The 20,929-nt window shown below is 40.1% G+C and carries 15 protein-coding genes and 1 pseudogene; 10 read left to right on the top strand and 6 right to left on the bottom strand.

Annotation, left to right across the window (positions count from 1 at the left end; all coding sequences use genetic code 11):
• Positions 1-128 precede the first annotated feature (128 nt).
• The 7 genes and pseudogenes from ACMFKV_RS00080 (at position 129) to ACMFKV_RS00050 (ending at position 9,210) form a co-directional block, all read left to right on the top strand.
• Positions 129-2,561, top strand: a complete 2,433-nt coding sequence (locus ACMFKV_RS00080; protein ID WP_413154177.1) for an FtsK/SpoIIIE family DNA translocase — start codon at positions 129-131, stop codon at positions 2,559-2,561.
• A gap of 22 nt (positions 2,562-2,583) precedes the next feature.
• Positions 2,584-2,856, top strand: a pseudogene (locus ACMFKV_RS00075) (DNA translocase FtsK); the annotation flags it as partial.
• A 129-nt stretch (positions 2,857-2,985) separates the two neighbouring features.
• The gene (locus ACMFKV_RS00070) at positions 2,986-3,642 is read left to right on the top strand and encodes a LolA family protein (protein WP_336287507.1); all 657 of its coding nucleotides are present in this window, start codon (positions 2,986-2,988) and stop codon (positions 3,640-3,642) included.
• Entirely contained in the window at positions 3,642-4,448 is an 807-nt protein-coding gene (locus ACMFKV_RS00065; protein ID WP_336287506.1) for an exodeoxyribonuclease III, read from the top strand. Before ACMFKV_RS00070 ends, ACMFKV_RS00065 begins: the two co-directional genes overlap by 1 nt.
• Positions 4,449-4,517: 69 nt before the next feature.
• The gene (locus ACMFKV_RS00060; protein ID WP_413154176.1) at positions 4,518-5,993 is read left to right on the top strand and encodes an efflux transporter outer membrane subunit; all 1,476 of its coding nucleotides are present in this window, start codon (positions 4,518-4,520) and stop codon (positions 5,991-5,993) included.
• Positions 5,994-5,997: 4 nt separating this feature from the next.
• A complete protein-coding gene (locus ACMFKV_RS00055) occupies positions 5,998-7,224 on the top strand; it encodes an efflux RND transporter periplasmic adaptor subunit (protein ID WP_413154173.1) in 1,227 nt (408 codons plus the stop codon).
• A gap of 3 nt (positions 7,225-7,227) precedes the next feature.
• The gene (locus ACMFKV_RS00050; RefSeq protein WP_336287503.1) at positions 7,228-9,210 is read left to right on the top strand and encodes a MacB family efflux pump subunit; all 1,983 of its coding nucleotides are present in this window, start codon (positions 7,228-7,230) and stop codon (positions 9,208-9,210) included.
• 551 nt (positions 9,211-9,761) lie between these two features.
• Here the strand turns inward: ACMFKV_RS00050 and ACMFKV_RS00045 are convergent.
• The 5 genes from ACMFKV_RS00045 to ACMFKV_RS00025 all read right to left on the bottom strand — a co-directional run bounded on the left by ACMFKV_RS00045 (position 9,762) and on the right by ACMFKV_RS00025 (position 16,343).
• Positions 9,762-10,421: a YdcF family protein gene (locus ACMFKV_RS00045; RefSeq protein ID WP_336287502.1), complete on the bottom strand. Its 660-nt coding sequence runs from the start codon at positions 10,419-10,421 to the stop codon at positions 9,762-9,764.
• 21 nt (positions 10,422-10,442) lie between these two features.
• Entirely contained in the window at positions 10,443-11,396 is a 954-nt protein-coding gene (locus ACMFKV_RS00040; protein ID WP_413154172.1) for a cell division protein FtsX, read from the bottom strand.
• On the bottom strand, positions 11,389-12,048 hold the full coding sequence (gene ftsE, locus ACMFKV_RS00035; RefSeq protein WP_336287500.1) for a cell division ATP-binding protein FtsE: 660 nt from the start codon (positions 12,046-12,048) through the stop codon (positions 11,389-11,391). Before ftsE ends, ACMFKV_RS00040 begins: the two co-directional genes overlap by 8 nt.
• Before the next feature lie 244 nt (positions 12,049-12,292).
• Positions 12,293-14,251 carry an acetate--CoA ligase gene (gene acs, locus ACMFKV_RS00030; protein ID WP_413154171.1) on the bottom strand — a complete coding sequence of 653 codons (1,959 nt, stop codon included), beginning with the start codon at positions 14,249-14,251 and terminating at the stop codon, positions 12,293-12,295.
• 1,399 nt (positions 14,252-15,650) lie between these two features.
• On the bottom strand, positions 15,651-16,343 hold the full coding sequence (locus ACMFKV_RS00025) for a YggS family pyridoxal phosphate-dependent enzyme (RefSeq protein WP_336287498.1): 693 nt from the start codon (positions 16,341-16,343) through the stop codon (positions 15,651-15,653).
• A gap of 164 nt (positions 16,344-16,507) precedes the next feature.
• Between ACMFKV_RS00025 and leuS the strand changes: the two genes are divergently transcribed.
• Entirely contained in the window at positions 16,508-19,132 is a 2,625-nt protein-coding gene (leuS, locus tag ACMFKV_RS00020; protein WP_413154358.1) for a leucine--tRNA ligase, read from the top strand.
• 143 nt (positions 19,133-19,275) lie between these two features.
• On the top strand, positions 19,276-19,851 hold the full coding sequence (locus ACMFKV_RS00015; protein ID WP_413154170.1) for a hypothetical protein: 576 nt from the start codon (positions 19,276-19,278) through the stop codon (positions 19,849-19,851).
• Here ACMFKV_RS00015 and fsa read toward each other — a convergent pair.
• Positions 19,848-20,501: a fructose-6-phosphate aldolase gene (fsa, locus tag ACMFKV_RS00010; protein WP_336287496.1), complete on the bottom strand. Its 654-nt coding sequence runs from the start codon at positions 20,499-20,501 to the stop codon at positions 19,848-19,850. The genes ACMFKV_RS00015 and fsa overlap by 4 nt on opposite strands.
• Positions 20,502-20,734: 233 nt before the next feature.
• On the opposite strand from fsa, the gene ACMFKV_RS00005 reads away from it, so the two are divergent.
• Positions 20,735-20,893, top strand: coding sequence for a hypothetical protein (locus ACMFKV_RS00005; protein WP_413154169.1), 159 nt, complete (start codon positions 20,735-20,737; stop codon positions 20,891-20,893).
• Positions 20,894-20,929: the final 36 nt, after the last annotated feature.

Raw genomic sequence — 20,929 nt, 5'->3', positions numbered from 1 at the left:
ACCATTTTTTGCGCAATATAAAAGGAAATTGTTATGGTTATGATGGTTAAAACTGTGTTAACATTTTTGAGACATACTTTTGTAATCCTTATATTGAAGTAAGAAGGTTTTGTGTTTGGAATGAGTAAATGCATCAGAGTCCCTTTCCTTATGACTTATTAGAAACGCCAAATTCTCAAAGTTCGCGGCTCATTGAAATGTTTTTGCGCCAGATTGGTGTATTCGTTGGGCTTGGGCTTTTAGGTGTCATTGTTTTTTGTGTTTTGGCTTTGGCAACTTGGAACGTTGCAGATCCGTCATTAACACATGCGAATGCGAATGAAGTGACAAACTTTATGGGATGGTTCGGTGCAATTTTTTCAGATTTTGTTATGCAGTTTTTTGGCTTAGCAAGTCTTGGTGTTTTGTTGCCGCCATTATTTTGGTCGTTTCTTTTGTTGGCACAAAAAAATATCCATAATTTGTTTTTTCGCCTTTTTTTGTGGGCAATTTCAGCAGTTTTCTTTTTGCTTGCTTTTGCTCTTATAACACCTGCTGCCCCTTTTATGCACTGGCCATTGCCGATTGGCTTTGGAGGTGTTTTGGGTGATAAAATTTTAAACGCTGCTTTTTTAATTTGCCCTTCCCTTTTTTCTTTTTTTCCAAATGTGCTCTTAGGCATTGCTTTTGCATTTTTAGGTTTTTTTATGGCTGCTTTTGCTGGCAATGTAGTATGGCGACGCCAGACAAATGAAAAAAAAGCAAAAAATATTCAGAAGGTTGAAAGTGTGGAGCCAGCCTTTGATGCACCAGAAGATGCAGAAAACTTTGCAGAAGAAACGCGGCACGGCTTTTTTGCCACAACTTTTGGCGCAATTTTGCATTTTCTTTATTTTTTACAAGCACGGTTTTTTCGCCTTTTTTCCTTCAACGCGCAGTCTAAAAGACGAGAACAGCCGTTTAATCGGATTGAGCCAGTTTTCTTTAATAAAGAAAAAAAGTGCGATAATTCTCAAAATGAAATGTCTGCTGCTTCTGTTAAGGGTCGTATTTTCAAGCCTTTAACAGCTTCTTCAGAAGATGGCTTTCTTCTTCCAGTTTTGGATTATCTTTCCATTTTCCCACCAGCAGAAAAGGATGCAAAACTTTCTCCTACGGCTTTAAAAGCAAATTCTCATGAGCTTGAGAATGTTTTGTTAGATTTTGGAGTTAAGGGAAAAATTATTAATGCACGTCCCGGTCCAGTGGTAACTTTATATGAATTTGAGCCAGCTGCTGGCATTAAGTCTTCTCGTATCATTGGTCTTGCAGATGATATTGCGCGTTCCATGCGTGCTATTTCGGCGCGTGTTGCGGTGGTTCCAGGGCGTAATGTAATTGGAATAGAATTGCCTAATGCAACGCGTGAGATGGTTTATTTGCGGGAAATTTTGCAAGCGCAGGAATTTGTGGAGAGCAAAGCGAAGTTAGGGCTTGCTTTAGGTAAGTCAATAGGCGGTGAATCGGTCATTGCGGATTTAGCAAAAATGCCGCATCTTTTGGTGGCTGGCACAACAGGGTCGGGAAAATCTGTTGCCATTAATACGATGATTTTGTCCCTTCTTTATCGCATGACACCTGAACAATGTCGTTTAATTATGGTGGATCCGAAAATGCTTGAGCTATCGGTCTATGACGGTATTCCGCATTTGTTAACACCAGTGGTCACAGATCCTAAAAAGGCGGTGGTTGCACTCAAGTGGGCTGTTCGTGAAATGGAAGAGCGCTACAGCAAAATGTCAAAAGTTGGGGTTCGCAATATTGATGGGTTTAATGCACGTCTTAAGGAGGCAGAAAATCAGGGTGAGACAATGGTGCGTACAGTTCAGGTTGGCTTTGATCATGAGACTGGCGAGCCCATTTATGAGACAGAAACACTTGATTTAAGTCCCATGCCCTATATCGTTGTCATTATTGATGAAATGGCAGATTTGATGATGGTTGCTGGCAAAGATATTGAAGGAGCAGTTCAACGCTTAGCACAAATGGCGCGTGCTGCTGGTATCCACGTGATTATGGCTACACAGCGTCCTTCAGTTGATGTGATTACGGGGACGATTAAAGCGAATTTTCCTACACGCATTTCTTTTTCTGTGAGTTCAAAGATCGATAGTCGAACAATTCTTGGTGAACAGGGGGCTGAGCAATTGTTGGGGCAGGGAGATATGCTCTTTATGATGGGAGGAGGACGTATCCAGCGTGTTCATGGACCTTTTGTGTCCGATGATGAAGTTGAGCAGGTTGTGGCACATCTTAAAGCGCAAGCGCATCCTGATTATTTAGAAACTATTATGCAAGAAATTGCAGAGCACAGTTCTGATGTTTCTTTGAGCTCTTCATCAGAAGATGACCCCTACAGTCAAGCTGTTGCTGTTGTTCTTCGTGATCGTAAAGCTTCCACTTCTTATATTCAACGTCGTTTGAGTATTGGTTACAATCGTGCAGCTTCATTGATTGAGCGTATGGAAGAAGAAGGCATCATTAGTTCAGCCAATCATGCAGGAAAACGAGAAATTTTGGTGCCTTGTGTGGATAATGACTAGGTTGAATAAATTGTGGAACCCCTTAAAGCTGAAACTGTACCCTGATTATTTGGAAGCTATTGTGCAAGAAGTTGCAGAGCACAATTTTAATGTTTCTTTGAGCTCTTCATCAGAAGACGACCCCTACAGTCAAGCTGTTGGCGTTGTTCTTCGTGATCGTAAAGCTTCCACTTCTATTTAACGCCGTTTGAGTATTGGTTACAATCGTGCAGCTTCATTGATTGAGCGTATGGAAGAAGAAGGCATCATTAGTTCAGCCAATCATGTAGGGACGAGAAATTTTGGTGTTTGTTGAATAAAAACTCTTTTAAAACAAAAGTCTTTTTGATTGTTTTTTTAATAATATTCGTGAAAGAAGGTATTTATCCATCATTTCTTGCTTATATTTAAGGTTTATATCATGTACTGCTTGGGAGCACTTTTTATGAAAAGGTTTGTTTTCTTACGGAGAAGAATATTGGGGTTTACGAAAATCTTTACAAAAATTATTGTCTTTTGCTGCTTAGCTTTTCCAGCTTTTTCGCAATCATCTCATCAGGTGGCGCGGGCGCAGAAAATTGCCAATCACTTTGTGGCAATGAAAACAATGACAGGTGATTTTATTCAGTTTAGCCCAAAGGGAAAAGTGACCGAAGGAACGTTTTACTTAGAGCGCCCAGGGAAGATTCGTTTTGTTTACAAAAAACTGCCTTTACAGATTATTGCGGATGGTAAATTTGTAGGTATTAATAATCGTGCTCTGAATACGTGGAATTTTTCACGGCTTTTTCAAACACCAATGCAGTTTCTGTTGAGCGATAAAATTGATGTATCATCAGGGCGCTTATTAGCATTTTATGAGGATCCTGGGGCAGTAACGATGGTTTTGCGTGATAAGAGTATGGGGCGAGGGCAAATAAGAATGGTGTTTGATTCTAAAAGTGCTGCTTTGCGACAATGGACAATTGTTGATCAACAGAATTTGGAAACCACTGTTCAAATTATGAATGTGCGAACAGGTGTCAGATTTGTTGAGGGAATGTTCAAGCTTCCCTATAAAAATAAGGATGTTGCAGTGTTGAATCATCGGAATTCACGTTGATGTTCTTTCGTATTGCTACTTGGAATATCAATTCTGTTCGTTTGCGTCTTGCACAAGTTTTTCAGTATTTGGATATATTTGCTGTAGATGTTTTGTGCTTACAAGAGACAAAGTGTCCAGATACTTTGTTTCCGTGTGAAGCTTTTAAAGCAGCAGGTTATAAGCATATCGCATTGAGTGGACAAAAATCTTACAACGGTGTGGCAATTATTTCACGTTTGCCTTTCAAAACTGTTGAAAAGCGTTTTTTTTGTCAAAAGCAAGACTGTCGTTATATTTCGGTGGTTATTGAAATTTATGGGAAGAAAATACGGATTCATAATTTTTACATTCCTGCTGGGGGTGATATACCTGACGCTGATGTGAATGAAAAATTCCGTCATAAACTTGATTTTTTAGAAGAAATGTCTTCCATTCGTGCCGATCAGGGAGATGGTTTATCTTCTCTTTTAGTTGGTGATCTGAATATTGCTCCTTTGGTGGAAGATGTTTGGTCTCATAAGCAGTTATTGAAAGTTGTAAGCCATACGCCGATTGAAACCGAGCGCTTGCAAGCCCTCTGTTGTCAAGGTGGATGGGTTGATTTGATGCGCAAAAAAATTCCTGTTCCCACTAAGCTTTACACATGGTGGAGTTATCGTGCACGCGATTGGGCACTTGCTGATCGTGGTCGGCGGCTTGATCATATTTGGTCTTCTCCAGATTTGGTTCCTTTTGTTACCGATCTTTCGGTTTTTCGTGCTGCACGGGGCTGGAATCAACCTTCAGACCACGTTCCGATACAAACATTATTTGATTTTTCATAATAAATTTGAAATAAAAGCTTTGGTGAATAAGATATTAATGAGTTGATTCTGGAAAATACGAGAGAGTGGATGTATATCAGGAGCTTAAAGTGTATTACCTCAAAAAACTTATATTATAATACTCTTTTATGTGTCTTTATGCTGTCAGGATGTATGGTTGGTCCTGATTATCATAAAACATCTTTCAGTGTTCCAGAAAATTGGAGGCAGCAATCTGCGCGCACATCTGAGCGCTCTGTGGCACTTGCAGGATGGTGGCGGCGTCTGGATGATCCTGTTTTAAATGAGTTAGTAAATTACGCAATTTCTGGAAGTAATAATGTTGCCGTTGCTAAAGCACGTATTCGTGAAGCACGTGCCAGCCTCGGGCAAGTCGTGGGATCTCTTGCGCCAAATCTGTCAACCTCAATTTCAGGCACCCGCAATTCTGGACAGTCTGATACATCTTTTAGTCAATATCGTGGCGGTTTTGATGCAAGCTGGGAGTTGGATTTTTTTGGCGGGCGGAAGCGTGCAGTTGAAGCGGCTCGTTATGGTCTTGATGCAGCCATAGAAGATATGCGTGACACAATGGTGACGCTGTTGGGAGATGTGGCAACAAATTATGTGCAAGTGCGCGGTTGGCAACAAAAATTGTTGATTGCGCAGCAAATTGCTTTGTCACAGCGTAAAACATTTAATTTAATACGTACCAAATTAGCAGCTGGTGATATTTCGGAACTTGATGCTTCAAATGCTCAGGCACAAATGGCAAGCACAGAAGCAGATATATCACAGATGGAAGCAAATTTGGCAATGAGCATTCATCGTCTTTCTGTTTTAACTGGTCGTGTGCCTTTTGCTTTAGAAAAACTTTTGCAAAAAGATGCTGAAAAAATGAAAGTGCCACAACCACAATGGCCAATTCCAGCAGGCATCCCAGCTGATATTTTGTTAACACGTCCAGATTTGCGACGAGCAGAGCGTCAATATGCACAAGCTACAGCGCGGATAGGGCAGCGTGAAGCAGAGCGCTACCCCTCACTCACGCTAACTGGTAATATTTCAACAGCGGCAGCAACAATTGATCAGTTGTGGAAGCATTCAACGATTGGGTGGGCTTTTGGACCAAGTCTTCGTTTTCCTTTTTTTAATGGAGGACAGCTTGTGGCTTCTGTTGCGGTGGCGCGTGCGCAGCGCGATCAAGCTTTTATTGCTTATCGGGCAGCTGTGTTGGGGGCGTTAGAAGATGTAGAAAATGCACTTGTAAGACTCACAAAAGAACAACAGCGTTTAGAAAAGCTTGTTGCAGCTAGTGCTGCCTATCTGCATTCATTGAAACTCTCACGCTCTCTTTTTGAAAATGGAAATACTAGTTTCCTTGAATTATTAAATGCTGATCGCTCTTATTATTCTTCGCAAATGGCACTTGAAGATAGTCGTATTTCTTTAGTAACTCAATATATTGCGTTGATGAAAGCATTGGGGGGTGGTTGGGATGGCGTGATTGATGTATCGCGTCCAGAAGTTGTTGATGGTGTTACCCGCGCTCGCGTACGAAGGTAAGACAATGAAAAAAGATTTAATAAAAAACTTTATTATGAAACGCAAAAAACGTTTTCTATTTTTACTCGGTATATTTTTTGTCGTTTTTTTATTGTATTTGCGTGCAGTTTTTTTTGGAACGTCTACACAAATTTACGCAACAGCACTGGTAAAGCGTGGTGATATTGAAGAGACTGTTTTAGCTTCTGGTATTGTTCGTCCTTATCGGTTGGTTGCTGTTGGCGCACGCGCAACAGGGCGGGTTGTGTCAATGCGTGTTGCCCCTGGGAGTGTTGTGGAAGAAGGGGATCTTTTGGCAGAAATTGATCCCACAGATCAGGAAAATGATCTGAAAAGAAAAAAAGCAGCGTTGTCACATTATCAGGCGCGCCTTTTAGAGCATGAAGCTTATCTTATTCTTGCACAAAAAAATTTAGAACGTCAGAAAAAAATGATCGAATCGCGCGCAATTTCATGGGCAAGTCTTGATGATGCTACAACACAAGTGAAAATACGTGAAGCGCAAGTTGTTCAGCTTCGTGAGCAGGTTGTGCAGGCAAAAATTGATGTGCAAAGTGCAGAGGTTAACCTTGATTATACGCGAGTGACTGCTCCGTCAGCAGGAACAGTTTTAGCAACAGTTGTTGAAGAAGGGCAGAATGTGAATGCGGTTCAGTCAGCGCCAACAATTGTTATTTTAGGCGATTTGTCAAAGATGATTGTTAAAGCGCAAATTTCAGAAGCCGATATTCTTAAAACGCGTGTAGGACAACCTCTTTATTTTACAGTTTTGGGCAATTCACAGCGCCGTTATGAAGGAACCTTAGAAAGGATAGAGCCTGCGCCTGAATCTATTCGCGCTGATGTGAGCATTAATCCTGGTATGATAGGGAATTCTAGCTCCTTAGCATCATCAGCGGTCTATTATAATGGGATTGTGCATGTGGATAATAAGGACAATTTTCTGCGTACTTATATGACTGCTCAAGTTCATATTGTACTGGGTCGTGCTAAAGGTGTCTTGTTAATTCCAAGTGGTGCTTTACGTGATGAAACAAACGAACGTAAAGCTTGGGTCTCGCTTTTGGGAGAACAAAACAAGGTCATTGCAAAACAAGTAACCGTTGGGCTCAATAACAAGGTTATGGCAGAGATTGTTTCAGGGCTTAATGAGGGTGACGTAGTTATTACCAGCTCACGTGATGCAGTAATGCCAGATCATTCTGATACTTATAGCGAAGATGAGATCTAAGGCATGGAAACAAAGCAAAAAGATGCTGTTCTCGTTTTGGAAAATATTGAGCGCAAATTTTCTGCAGGCGAAACAGTAGTTACTGTTTTAAAAAACATTAATCTCACGATTAAGCGTGGTGAGATGGTGGCAATTGTGGGCGCTTCTGGCTCAGGAAAATCCACATTAATGAATATTTTAGGCTGCCTTGATCGACCAAATTCTGGTCGCTATTGGATTTCAGAGAAAGAAACAGCAACCCTTACTGCCGATGAATTGTCAGCTTTGCGGCGCAATCATTTTGGATTTATTTTTCAGCGTTATCATTTGTTGAATGAATTAACAGCTCTTGGCAATGTTGAGATTCCAGCTATTTACGCAGGGTGGGCAGTGGGCACAAGAAAAAAACGTGCGCAGGATCTTTTAATACGTTTGGGGATGGGCGATCGAATGAATTACCGTCCAAATCAGCTTTCAGGTGGTCAGCAACAACGTGTGTCTATTGCGCGTGCGCTCATGAACAATGCTGAGGTCATTTTAGCAGATGAGCCGACTGGCGCGTTAGACAAACAGAGCGGTCAAGAAGTGTTGCGTATTTTGGATGAATTGCATCAGGAAGGGCGCACCATTATTATTGTAACCCATGATATGCAGATAGCGAAAAGAGCACAGCGTATTATCGAAATTAGTGATGGAGAAATTATTGCCGATAATGTTTCAATGGCTGCAGAAAAAAGAATTGATCATAAACCTCTTTATGAAAAACAAAATCTAAAAGATCAAAAGTCACTCGGTTTTTTTCGCTCTTTTATTGAGCGTTTTCGTGAGGCATTTGTCATGGCTTTGTTAGCAATGAATGCGCATCGGATGCGCACTTTTTTAACAATGCTTGGGGTGATTATCGGTATTGGTGCGATTATTGCCATGGTGGCTTTGGGGAATGGAACACGAGAAAAAGTTTTAGAAAATTTTGAAAGTTTGGGTTCTAATACATTGACAATTTTTCCTGGAAAAAATTTCTCTGATCCACAAGCAGACAAAATAACCAGTTTGGTTGAAGCTGATGCGGAGGCTCTTTCTGGGTTGCCCTATGTTGCTGGGGTAACGCCTCAGATTTCAGCAAGCTCGACAGTGCGTTTTGGTGCAGTTGAAGCTAATGCTGTCATTATGGGGGTGGGAGAACAATTTTTTAAAACACAAGGACTAAAAGCTATTGAAGGGCATTTGTTTAATTGGAAAAGTGTGCGTGATAGGACGGTTGATTTAGTGGTAGAAAAAGAAGCGCTTTCTGTTCTTTTCCCCCATAGTCATGAAAGCCCTATTGGGAAAGTGGTGCATGTGGGAAAAGTTCCAGCGCGTATTGTTGGTGTTGTTGCTTCGAAAAATAGCGCAGGCATATCCAATACGTTGGAGATATATTTGCCCTATACAACAGTGCAAACGCGTTTTCTCGGAACGACAGATGTGCGTGCAATTACCTTGAAGATTGCTGACAATGTCGACTCACATTTAGCTGAGGATATGGTGCGGCGTGTTTTAATTGCGCGGCATGGTGAACAAGACTTTTTTATTAGAAATTCTGAGTTATTCCGTGATCGTATCATAGAGAGTATGCGTGTTTTAACGCTTTTAGTGTCTTCAATTGCAGCTATTTCACTGGTTGTGGGTGGTATTGGTGTGATGAATATTATGCTGGTTACGGTTTCTGAACGGGTCAATGAAATTGGAGTGCGGATGGCAGTTGGCGCACGCCAAAGTGATATTTTACAGCAATTTTTAATTGAAGCAATTTTGGTTTGTGTCATTGGTGGTGGTTTAGGGATTCTGCTGGGCTTTTTTATCGGTAGTTTGTTTGTGTTGTTTGATGCACCTATTCCCTTCGTTTATACGATTGATTCGATCATCATATCACTTTTGTTTTCGACTTTTATTGGGGTGTGTTTCGGATTTTCACCAGCGCGGCAAGCTTCACGGCTTGACCCTGTTGTTGCTCTTTCACGTGATTAAGTATCACCAATTGCAAAGAGTGTTGATAGTTGTGATACATGCGCTTTTGGTGTTGTGCCTATAAATTGGAATATTTATTGATTTAAAAAAAGAAGCACTAGAAGAGAACGCTGCTTTGATTAATCTGTTGTGTTGTGTCAGCGATGTTGCTTTTTAATGAGGCAACAAAATGGGGATCAGAATACCCAAAATTTGAACGTGTGCAAAGAAATTTCCTCTATGGAACCTTGCTTTGGCAAAAGAGCTAGATGGGGCATAATGGGCGCATGGTAAAGAAGGGGAGATGCTTTTTGTTGTGATGAAAAATCGTATTACTGATAATTTGTGCAGGGAAAAGAATTGTTATTTTGAGCAGTCATTTTCAATGTTTATATAAAAATCTGATCTCAAAGAGGATGACTAATATCAAAATGGATTGGTATGTAAGAAAGTAAGGTATTAGTGGTGCTTGTCGTGTCAGATAACTGTTGGTCGATTGTAATGATGGATGGTTGCGATTGGCAGGGTGAAGAGCCTTTGGGGAAAGCTTACTAAAAACCAATGCGTAACGGTCAGAATATAGTTCTGATATATACGTCAATCGTTTTAATATATTCAAATGCAAGAATGCGGATTTGATTAATCTGTTGTATTGTATCTTCAATGTCATTCTTTTTTACAGGATAGGCAATAAAATTTACGTTAGGCATTAAATATTTGATCTCACGCAAAGAACGCCACATATGATAATCGTGGGTGACAATGTACACTGTTTGATAATGGTGCTTTTTGATCCAAGCAGCGCTTTCTTCAGCATTTCCTTTTGTGTTAATTGCTTTGTGTCCAATGTCAACGCAACAGGCGAAAAGCTGTGGATTAATATGTGTAATGCGTATGAACCGATTGAGATTGGTTGTCGTGTTTACTCCACTGATTAAAAGTCGAGAACCAAGCCCTTGCTGCAAGAGATTGATCCCTGTCTCTATTCGGTTTTCTCCTCCTGTGAGAACAATGATTGCATCCGCTTTGGGTAAAGGATTTGGTGGCTTAAGTTGTCCAATTTTTTCAGAAAAAATAACAAAACTAACGCAAAATAACAAAACTATTATAAAAAGAACAAGTGTTGTCGGGGGAAACGAGCGAAATAAGCATTGAAGACGCCATAGACTGCATAGAGAATGTTTTTTAGAGAGATGCTCTGGTTTGGCATATTTTTGATGATTTGAGATCATGTCAGTTATAGGTCATAAAAATTAAAATAAGCCGTTTTCGCATTGATCAATTTTTTTAAGTTGTGTCAAAATGGTTATGCGGCTGGTAAGCATGGTCAGGCAGGCAACGAAAAGAATAAGGACAATGATCTTTACATAAGGGATGGAACTTAGGGAAACATGTCCAAATAAAGCCGTAACTTGGCTGGCTTCAACTTTATCCAAGTTATAGCTTGTCCAAAAGGAAAAAGCGCTAAACAGCAATATGCTTATCGCGCCACCATATAATGCACCCCGTAGTGCAGTTTTAAAAAAATGCCAGTCAAATTGTCGTGCAATGAAAATGGTTTTCGTGCCGAGGAAGTATAATACATTGATAATATGTGCATTTTCTGCCAATGCGTTGCGTGTGGCAAAGATAATCGTGAGTATCAGTGCGCTTAGAACCAGCATTAAAATTGCAAAACCAATCAAAACTGTTGTTTGTGCCATTGTCGCAAAACGGTTTACCCAAACACGGTGATTATCAAACTGTCCTCCTGGAATTTGTGCTTTGATTGCTTGCTTAATTGCGGAAAAATTGATTTTTTCATCCTCTTTTAATGTGACGATGATGAGTCGGGGAAGTGGCAGTTCACTTAAATTTAAACCTGTTCCAAGCCATGGTTCGAGCAATTTTTCAGTAGATTTTTTGTCAACAATTTTGGCGTCTTGTACACCATGAAATGTTTTAACCAATTTAACTGCATCATGAAGAGCTTTTTCGATATCGACATTGTCAATGGGGCGTATTTGAATTGTTGCTTCATAACTAATTTGATTGCTCCAACTGTTGGCAGCACGCTGCACTAAATCAACACCAATCAATGTTAAGCTTGAGAGAAATGTCATAATAGCAATGACTGCCACCAATGCTTGCCCAGAAATGTTGCTGCTGGGGATGATAGCAGTGGTGCTTTTTTTATCTCTTGTAAAAATTGGGAAAGATTTATTCATGAATTGACATCCGTCCGTTATGGAGAATCATACGCCGTGCTGCGACTTGTTCCATCAGTGCGACATCATGGGTGGCAATGACGACAGCTGTTCCAAAACGGTTTAATTCAATAAACAAACGTAGCAAGCGTTTTGCCAAAGGCGGATCAACATTTCCTGTTGGTTCATCAGCAAGAAGGATTTCAGGTTGGTCAATGAGTGCTCGCGCGATTGCTGCTCTTTGTTTTTCTCCGCCAGAAAGAACTGGTGGTAAAACATGAATATGATTGCCAAGACCCACCCAACGTAAAAGATCTTCCACTTCATTGCGATAGGTTGCTTCTTCTTGTCCTTTAATGCGTAAGGGTAAAGAAACATTCTCATAAGTGGTCATATGGTCAAGTAAACGAAAATCTTGAAAAACAACTCCAATACGTTGTCGCAACGCAGGAAGCTCTTGTCGTTTGAGCAATGCTGTATCAACTCCAAATAAGTCAATATGACCGCGCGTTGGTTTGAGTGTTAAAAACATTAAACGCATCAATGACGTTTTTCCCGCTCCAGAAGCACCAGTTAAAAACTGAAATGATCCAGAAGGGATATGAAAGCTAATATCACGTAAAATTTCAGGGCCCATCCCGTAGCGTAGACCGACATTTTCAAAATGAATCACTGTTCGTTACCACTTCTGCTTCTCTCTTGCGTCATTGTAAGGCATTTTGTTATCACTGTTTTTTAGGTTTGTTCGTCTTTACACTTAACCATTCTCTGTTTATATTCAAGGACATTGTCTATTTTAGAGATTGTAAGAGTATCATCTCATTGTTACGTTTTCCTTCATTGACTATATTGATAACTTTAGCTGGAATATTAAAATGGCTTTAACAAGAGTGCTGAAGTTACCATGGATATTTTCGTTAAGCAGTGTTTTTTTCATTTTGACGGTTGGCAATAAGATCATCAATGACTTGTGGTTCGGCAAGGGTTGAAATATCTCCTAGGTTGTCAAAATTATTTTCAGCAATTTTTCGCAAAATACGTCTCATAATTTTTCCCGATCGCGTTTTGGGTAGCTGAGGGGTAAACTGAACTTTATCCAATGTAGCAATCGACCCTATTTCCTTTCTAACATGCTCAATAATGCTCTTATGTAGCTCTTCACTTATGGGTGTTTCTTCCATTAATGTGACAAAACTATAGATGCCTTGTCCTTTAATGGGGTGAGGGTAACCAACAACAGCTGCTTCTGAAACAGCGGGATGAGAAACCAGTGCTGATTCAATTTCAGCTGTTCCTATTCTGTGTCCAGAGACATTGAGAATGTCATCAATACGTCCTGTAATCCAATAATAGCCATCATTATCTCGTTTACAACCATCGCCTGTAAAATATTTGCCCTTATATAGAGAAAAATAGGTTTGGATAAAACGCTCATGATCATTATAGAGGGTGCGCATTTGTCCTGGCCATGAGTCAATAATACACAGACTACCTTCAGCTTCACCTTCCAAAACATTTCCTTGAGCATCAATGATTTGCGGTTGAATACCAAAGAACGGGCGTGTTGCTGAGCCTGCTTTGAGTTGTGTTGCACCAGGCAAAGGGGTAATCATATGCCCTCCTGTTTCTGTTTGCCACCATGTGTCAATAATGGGACAGCGGCTTTCTCCAACCGTGTGGTAAAACCATTTCCATGCTTCTGGATTAATAGGTTCACCTACGGTGCCTAGGAGGCGTAAGGATGTTCTTGCACAGCGTTCAACAAATGAATTGCCTGCACCCATCAATGTACGAATAGCAGTTGGTGCGGTGTAGAGCGTATTGACTTTATGCTTGTCGACAATTTCCCAGAATCTGCTCTGGTTGGGAAAGGTTGGTGAACCTTCAAACATTAAAGTTGTGGCTCCATTGCATAAAGGTCCATAAATTAAATAAGAATGACCAGTGATCCAGCCAATATCGGCAGTACACCAGTAAATTTCATGAGGGTGGTAATCAAAAACATATTGGTGGGTCATCGATGCGTAAACAAGATAGCCTGCCGTGGTATGCAAAACACCTTTTGGTTTGCCCGTTGAGCCTGAGGTATAAAGAATAAAAAGTGGATCTTCAGCATCCATTTTTTCTGGCGGACAATCGGTTTTGGCATGAGAGACTTCTTCATGGTACCAAAAATCACGTCCTTCAATCCAATCAATTGTTCCACTGGTGCGTCTTATGACCATGACTTTATCTACGTGAACATGATGGTGTGCTGCGATATGAATAGCTTCATCAATATTGTCTTTTAACTTAATTAATTTTCCTCCACGCAAACCCTGATCGACAGTAATAATGAAAGTCGATTTACAATCGACAATACGTCCTGCTATTGCTTCAGGAGAAAAGCCAGCAAAAATAACTGAATGAATGGCACCAATGCGGGCACAGGCTAACATGGCGTAAGCTGCCTCAGGAATCATCGGTAGGTAAATGGTGACTCTGTCACCTTTTTTTACACCGTGATTTTTTAAGATATTTGCAAAACGACAGACATGTTTATAAAGTGCGTTATAAGTTATTTTTTTATCGTGATAAGGGTTATCTCCTTCCCAAATCAGCGCGGTGTTGTCACCATGGTTTTTTAAATGGCGATCAATGCAATTATACGCAACATTGGTTATTCCATTTTCATACCATTTAATCGATACATTGCCGTTAAATGAAGTGTTTTTTGCTTTTGTATAAGGTTTAAACCACTCAATACGCTGCCCATGCTTTGCCCAAAAAGTTTCTGGATCGTTGATGCTTTCCTGATACCATTTTTGATAGGTATCCTCATCGATCAAGGCATTTTTTTTGATGTTTGCTGGTATTGGATAAATTTTTTCAGACATAATTTCCCTCCCTTAAATAATCTAAATAATTTTTTGTTTGGAAAAGTCAGCCACTGTATTTTTGCGTTTGGATAAAACTCTCCTCTCAGTTTTTCCTTCAATGAACAGCTTCACTTCCTAAATTAAATTAAATTACAAAAGTTTGCACGGCAATTTTCAAAATCTTGAGCAGATTATATTCAAAGGGGTATTTTCATGCTGTTTTGAGCGTTTACGCTGCCCAGAAGACCAAATTTGATCCTATCTCGTAATTATAAATCAGAATTAAATATTACTATATACATTATGCAATCATCAAAGGATGAGATTATTTATGTAATTTGTATAATATGGATATCTTAGTGGAATTTTATTTTTATAAAACAGAAAGTTAACAAAAATAAGCAAGAAAATTTTCTCTTAAAAAAACAAGTGAATATAAATTCATTTAGTGTTTTATTATTCTATTCATAGAGCTTTGCTACAGATGTCATTTGCTTTCAAACTCATACTCTAAAAATTTTGATTGTAGGATGAGAATATCATGTTATCCCTTTTTCTAGGGGTAACTCTAGGGGTAACTCTAGGGGTAACTCTAGGGGTAACTCTAGGGGTAACTCTAGGGGTAATTATTGGTATATTTCTCTTGAGGAATGTGCCAATTATTCTTGAGGGAGTGTAAAAAATCATTATGATAGCGTAGGGTATCATTTCTACTATATCCTATCTGTTATCCGATATACAAAACGTTGTAAATTTTGTATTCTGCTGTGTAATTTTTACTGTATTAGCAGGATCCTCTATTTTTTTAGGGTGCGATATAAGCGTTGCGGCAAATAGAATCAAACGGATTTGTTTTTTGTATCGTTGATCTGTATGATGAAAATGATACTGTCGTTCCCGTGTATATGAGATATCAGTGGGTCATCACGTGGTGTGATGTTTGTACCCTTTGTTATAACAGTAGGATTATTTTATTTTTTCCTTATATACCATAAGCTTTATGATAAATTGAGTTTCAAAGCTTTTTCTCTATTGTTAGTTCGTGATTTTTTATACCATGTTCGTTGATTTATCGACGTATGATGATATCTCGAAAATAAGTTGTTTTACCACGTGGGCACCTTGTATAATAACAGTATGATCGCTTTTTTGCCTTATATACTATATGTTTTATAATAAATGACGTTTAGGAATTTTGTATTTATACTGCTTGTTTGTATTTGTACTCTATTTATTATTGAGTATCATGGGAGCCAATTGTATAATTGCAAGCTAAAGGGTGGATTGACAAGAGGCAATTGTGGAGTAGATTAAATTTAAAGGCTAAACTATTTTAAGTGCAAAAATAGTCGCAACATTGTTTGTTGGCAAGTATTTTGCAAGTATAATGATGGTATTGGTTTTAGTAAAAATAGAGTCAAACAGGGCGCTTTCCAAATAAAGCTGAGCCAATACGAAGAACGTTAGAGCCAAATTGAAGGGCAGTTTTAAAGTCATTGGACATTCCCATAGAAAGTTTCGCAAGACCAGCTTTTTTTGCGAGTTTTGCTAGAAGAGCAAAATAAGGTCCAGAGTTTTCTTGTGCTGGTGGGATTGCCATAAGACCAATAATATCAAGCCCATAATGATTTTTGCACTGGGCAACAAAGGGAATGACGTCTTGTGGTGCAACACCACTTTTTTGCGGCTCTTCTCCGATATTGACTTGAACATAACAAGGAAGGCGTCTTTTTTGTTTTTGCATTTCTTCGGCTAAGCATTTGGCAATTTTTTCGCGGTCGATAGTTTGGATGACATCAAAAAGTTTAACAGCCTGTGCTGTTTTATTGGATTGTAAAGGACCGATGAGATGAAGTTCAATGGAATCAAACTGTTGACGCAAGCGGTGCCATTTTTCAGCAGCTTCTTGCACACGGTTTTCTGCGAAAAGAGACTGACCTGCGTGCAAAAGGGGGATAATGTCATCTGCAGAGACTGTTTTTGAAACAGCGATCAGTTGCACATCTTCCAAGGGGCGCTGTATGTCTTGACATATTTCGGCAATGTCTTTTTGCAAACTTTTCCACGCTTTAATGGAAGGAACAGGAGGGATGGTGTGCAGTGTGCTCATATTTTCGTACTTTCTGTCTTTAATTTCAGCATTGGGTAATTGTTTATAAGAGCTTTGTAAAATACTTAGTGAAATATTTGTTGAAAATGTTGACGATGGGCTTAATCCGTGGTGAAGCATAAAATGAAGTTTTTTGGTTTAATTTTACAAAGAGTATAATGGGAATGACAATCGAACGCTATAATCCACGTGCCCAAGAACAAAAATGGCAAGCAATTTGGGATGAAAAGAAAATTTTTCAAACTGCTCAGGAAGATCAGCGTGAAAAATATTATGTTTTAGAGATGTTTCCTTATCCCTCTGGTCGCATTCATATGGGGCATGTGCGCAATTATGCTATGGGAGATGTTGTTGCACGCTATAAACGTGCAAAGGGGTTTAATGTGCTTCATCCCATGGGGTGGGATGCTTTCGGGATGCCAGCTGAAAATGCTGCTATGCAAAATAAAGTGCATCCCAAAACTTGGACTTACCAAAATATCGCAGTGATGCGGGAACAATTAAAACAATTGGGGTTGTCGTTAGATTGGTCACGTGAATTTGCGACTTGTGATGTGGATTATTATCATTGCCAACAAATGCTGTTCCTTGATTTGTATCAGAAGGGATTGGTTACACGCAAAGTGGCAAAGGTGAATTGGGATCCCGTTGACCAGACTGTTTTGGCAAATGAGCAAGTTGTTGATGGACGTGGGTGGCGTTCTGGTGCGTTGGTTGAACAACGTGAATTGACGCAGTGGTTTTTCAAAATTAGTGACTTTAGTGAAGATTTATTGGCAGGGCTTGAAGAGCTTGAGCAGTGGCCAGAAAAAGTCCGCATTATGCAAAAAAATTGGATTGGTAAGTCACAAGGCTTATTAATTCGTTGGGCTTTAAATACGACCAATATTGCCGATGATGCTTGTGCGGCATTTAATGAAGTTGTCTGTTATTCAACGCGACCTGATACACTATTTGGAGCCTCTTTTTTGGCGCTGTCTGTTGATCATCCCATTGCGCAAGCCTTGGCAAAAAAAGATAAAGCGCTGAGCGCTTTTATTGAAAGTTGTCGGTGTGGTGGCACAACAACTGCGGCACTTGAAACAGCTGAAAAACAAGGATTTCGCACAGAGCTTTTAGCTGTTCATCCTTTTGATCCAACAGTGCATATTCCCGTTTATATTGCCAATTTTGTGCTCATGGATTATGGAACAGGAGCTGTTTTTGGTTGTCCTGCTCATGATCAGAGAGATTTGGATTTTGCACGTAAATATGACCTCCCCGTGCGTCCAGTGGTTTTGCCAGAAGGGGTCAATGCTCAAGATTTTGTGATTGCTCAAACCGCTTATACTGGTAATGGCGTGATAATCAATTCAGGGTTTTTGGATGGTTTGACACCACAACAAGCTTTTGAAGTGGCAGCTAAACGGCTTGAAGAGCAAGTGCTCAATGGGCAACCTCAGGGGAAAAAAACAGTGCAATTTCGATTGCGTGATTGGGGGGTTTCGCGTCAGCGTTATTGGGGATGCCCGATCCCTATGATCCATTGTACAGTGTGTGGGGTGGTGCCTGTGCCACGTGCCGATTTACCCGTTGTATTGCCCGATGATGTGACTTTTGATCAGCTTGGCAATCCTCTCACACGTCATGAAACATGGCAAACAGTTGCTTGCCCTTCTTGTGGTCAGCCTGCTAAACGTGAAACCGATACAATGGATACATTTGTTGACTCTTCTTGGTATTATGCGCGCTTTACCGCACCTTTCGCACAAGAGCCTGTAGACAAAAATGCAGCAACAAAATGGTTACCTGTGCAACAATATATTGGTGGAATCGAACATGCGATTTTACATCTTCTTTATGCACGCTTTTTCATGCGTGCCATGAAAGTGGTTGGTTATGTGAGCGTGGATGAGCCTTTTAGGGGGCTTTTTACCCAAGGGATGGTGGTTCATGAGACCTATCGGGATGATAAAGGGTGGGTTTCACCAGCGGAAATTTCAATTGTTGAAAAGGATGGAAAACGTCAGGCGTATAAATTGACCGATCAAAGCGAAGTGACAATTGGTTTGATTGAAAAAATGTCAAAATCAAAAAAGAATGTCGTTGATCCTGATGATATTATCGCATCCTATGGAGCAGATACGGTGCGCTGGTTTGTATTGTCGGATTCTCCTCCTGATCGGGATGTTATCTGGACAGAAGCTGGTGTTGAGGGAGCACATCGCTTTATACAGCGTGTTTGGCGCTGCGTGGCTTTGGGCGCTCCAGCTTTAAAGGAAGTGGTTCCGTGTACAGGGCACAAGGGTGCAGCTTTAGAACTCTCAAAGGCAGCGCATCGTACACTTTGTGCTGTGGAAGATGATTTGGAAAAGTTTGCATTTAATCGGGCAATTGCACGTCTTTATGAATTCTTGAACGTGATGGCGCCCTTGTTAAATAAGGTGGAAGCTCTTGACGATGAAATGAAGGCATCGTTACGTCAAGCAATGGATTTTTTTCTTGCTATGATTGCGCCTATGATTCCTCATTTAGCGGAAGAATGTCATACTGCTTTAGGGGGGAAAACTCTGGTTTCTCAGCTTCCTTGGCCTATTTATGATTCCGCATTAATTGTTGATGAATGCTACACTTTGCCAGTACAGATTAACGGGAAAAAACGTGGTGAGGTCACTGTTGGGGCAACAGCAAATGAAGCGATGATTGAAGAAGCGGTGTTGGCTCTTGATTTTGTACAAGCGCATCTGGTTGAAAAACCAGTGAAGAAAATGATTATTGTTCCACAGAGGATCGTTAATGTCGTTTTTTAACAGTTTTGTTTTTACGGTTTTCGCTGATTGGCTCACGCTTTTGTGTGGGCACACAGCTTGAGTTGCTTTGGTGTTAGGGACTTCTCAACTTCGATGATAATGGACTTTTTTCCTATAAAAGTAATTATGACGGAGGGGTTTTAATGTTATTCTTTAAAAATCTTACTCTTGTGGTTTTAGCTTGTGTGTTGACACTTCTTTGTGGGTGCACGGTTGAGCCACTTTACCGTCAGACGCCACAGGTTTCAACGACAATAGATTCTTTTTCTTATTCAAAGCGAAATTCTTTTGGGCTTTCCGAAAAGCTTGCCAGTATTGTCGTTGAAGAACCCTCAGATCGTTTTGGTCAAATGGTACGCAATCATTTGCTGTTTCTTTTGTATGGAAATGGAAGGAGTAAACCTGCTGCTCCAGCTTATCGATTGATATTGAAGACATCAGCTTCCACACGTGAATCTATGAAGATAGAGGTTGATCGAGCTAAAAAAAGCATAGGGCGCTATTCTATGGGAACCATAGTAAGCATGGCTGTCTATACTTTACAAGATATGAAAAATGCTCCTGTTGCAAAAGGAAGTGGATTTGCGAACGTATCTTTTGAACGTCTTCGTCAAGAATATGCAACGCTGCAGGCAGAAAAAGACGCTCAAAAGCGTGCAGCTACGGAATTGGCTGAACGGATTTTTATGTCACTCTCACAGAAGCTTTTAAAGCTTTAAGCAATATTTTGTCCAGTTTTTTTCCAGTCATTTAAAAATATCTGCAAGCCTTTGTCAGTTAAAGGATGTTTGATGAGTGCTTTTAAAATTTCGGGTGGGACAGTTGCAATGTCTGCACCGCTTAGTGCTGCTTGCTTGACATGATTAACGGTGCGAATTGAGGCTGCCAAAATTTGTGTTTTAAAGCCGTAGTGATTATAAATCGTGCGAATTTCATGAAGCAGTTTGCTGCCATCTACTCCACAATCGTCAATTCTGCCGATGAAAGGTGAAACAAATGTTGCCCCTGCTTTGGCTGCCAATAGAGCTTGATTGGCAGAAAAACAGAGTGTGAGATTTGTTTTTAATCCTTGTTTTGTCAGAGCCTTACATGCTTTCAATCCATCAAATGTTAGAGGGAGCTTGATGCAAATATTGTTGGCAATTTTTGCTAAAACAGCTGCTTCTTTCATGATAGTTTCAAATTCAGTTGCTGTAACTTCGGCAGAAACAGGTCCATCAGTAAGTGCACAAATTTCTTTTATGACATCGAGAATATTACGTCCCGATTTGAGAATGAGAGAAGGATTGGTGGTAACGCCATCGACGAGATTCAAATTTTGTAACTCTCGGATATCTTCAATATGCGCACTATCCACAAAAAATTTCATTCTCAATCTCCTTGGTTTTTCTTAAAGTTTTTTCCTGCGACAGCTCTGATGTTTCGCTCTGTTTTTGTTATGCGCTATTGTTTATCACAAAAGCAAGGGAAGTATTGGTGTTTGGGTGGTAAATTGGTACATAAGGTGGGCGATGAGGAAAGAATTGAGGCGAGGCGTTGAGAAGAAGGAAAAATGTAAAAAGAATTTTTTTAAAAGTGCTAAATTTATAGTGTTGCTATCGGATGTATGTTGTAAATGATTATCATTGGCAGATTGGCAGATTGGCAGATTGGCAGATTGGCAGATTGGCAGATTGGCAGATTGGCAGGGTGGCAGAAGGGGCGAGTGGCAGATTGGAAGATTTGCAGATTGGAAGATTAGTAGACTGGCAGACTCTATGATTGGCATGTAAGCAGGTTTTACTGATATGTCATTTG

It is taken from the genome of Bartonella propinqua (genome assembly GCF_047263965.1).
Lineage (GTDB): Bacteria > Pseudomonadota > Alphaproteobacteria > Rhizobiales > Rhizobiaceae > Bartonella.
Note: the sequence above shows the minus strand (reverse complement) of the source record. Positions and strands in the feature narration are given on the sequence as shown.

Excerpts from the sequence above, each read along its gene's own strand:
- ACMFKV_RS00005 (WP_413154169.1), top strand. The coding sequence starts at position 20,735 with ATGTATGTTGTAAATGATTATCATTGGCAGATTGGCAGATTGGCAGAT.
- fsa (WP_336287496.1), bottom strand. The coding sequence starts at position 20,501 with ATGAAATTTTTTGTGGATAGTGCGCATATTGAAGATATCCGAGAGTTA.
- ACMFKV_RS00050 (WP_336287503.1), top strand. The coding sequence starts at position 7,228 with ATGGAAACAAAGCAAAAAGATGCTGTTCTCGTTTTGGAAAATATTGAG.
- ACMFKV_RS00080 (WP_413154177.1), top strand. The coding sequence starts at position 129 with ATGCATCAGAGTCCCTTTCCTTATGACTTATTAGAAACGCCAAATTCT.
- acs (WP_413154171.1), bottom strand. The coding sequence starts at position 14,251 with ATGTCTGAAAAAATTTATCCAATACCAGCAAACATCAAAAAAAATGCC.
- ACMFKV_RS00060 (WP_413154176.1), top strand. The coding sequence starts at position 4,518 with ATGTATATCAGGAGCTTAAAGTGTATTACCTCAAAAAACTTATATTAT.
- ACMFKV_RS00040 (WP_413154172.1), bottom strand. The coding sequence starts at position 11,396 with ATGAATAAATCTTTCCCAATTTTTACAAGAGATAAAAAAAGCACCACT.
- ACMFKV_RS00025 (WP_336287498.1), bottom strand. The coding sequence starts at position 16,343 with ATGAGCACACTGCACACCATCCCTCCTGTTCCTTCCATTAAAGCGTGG.
- ACMFKV_RS00055 (WP_413154173.1), top strand. The coding sequence starts at position 5,998 with ATGAAAAAAGATTTAATAAAAAACTTTATTATGAAACGCAAAAAACGT.
- ACMFKV_RS00070 (WP_336287507.1), top strand. The coding sequence starts at position 2,986 with ATGAAAAGGTTTGTTTTCTTACGGAGAAGAATATTGGGGTTTACGAAA.
- ACMFKV_RS00045 (WP_336287502.1), bottom strand. The coding sequence starts at position 10,421 with ATGATCTCAAATCATCAAAAATATGCCAAACCAGAGCATCTCTCTAAA.
- ACMFKV_RS00015 (WP_413154170.1), top strand. The coding sequence starts at position 19,276 with ATGTTATTCTTTAAAAATCTTACTCTTGTGGTTTTAGCTTGTGTGTTG.
- leuS (WP_413154358.1), top strand. The coding sequence starts at position 16,508 with ATGACAATCGAACGCTATAATCCACGTGCCCAAGAACAAAAATGGCAA.
- ACMFKV_RS00065 (WP_336287506.1), top strand. The coding sequence starts at position 3,642 with ATGTTCTTTCGTATTGCTACTTGGAATATCAATTCTGTTCGTTTGCGT.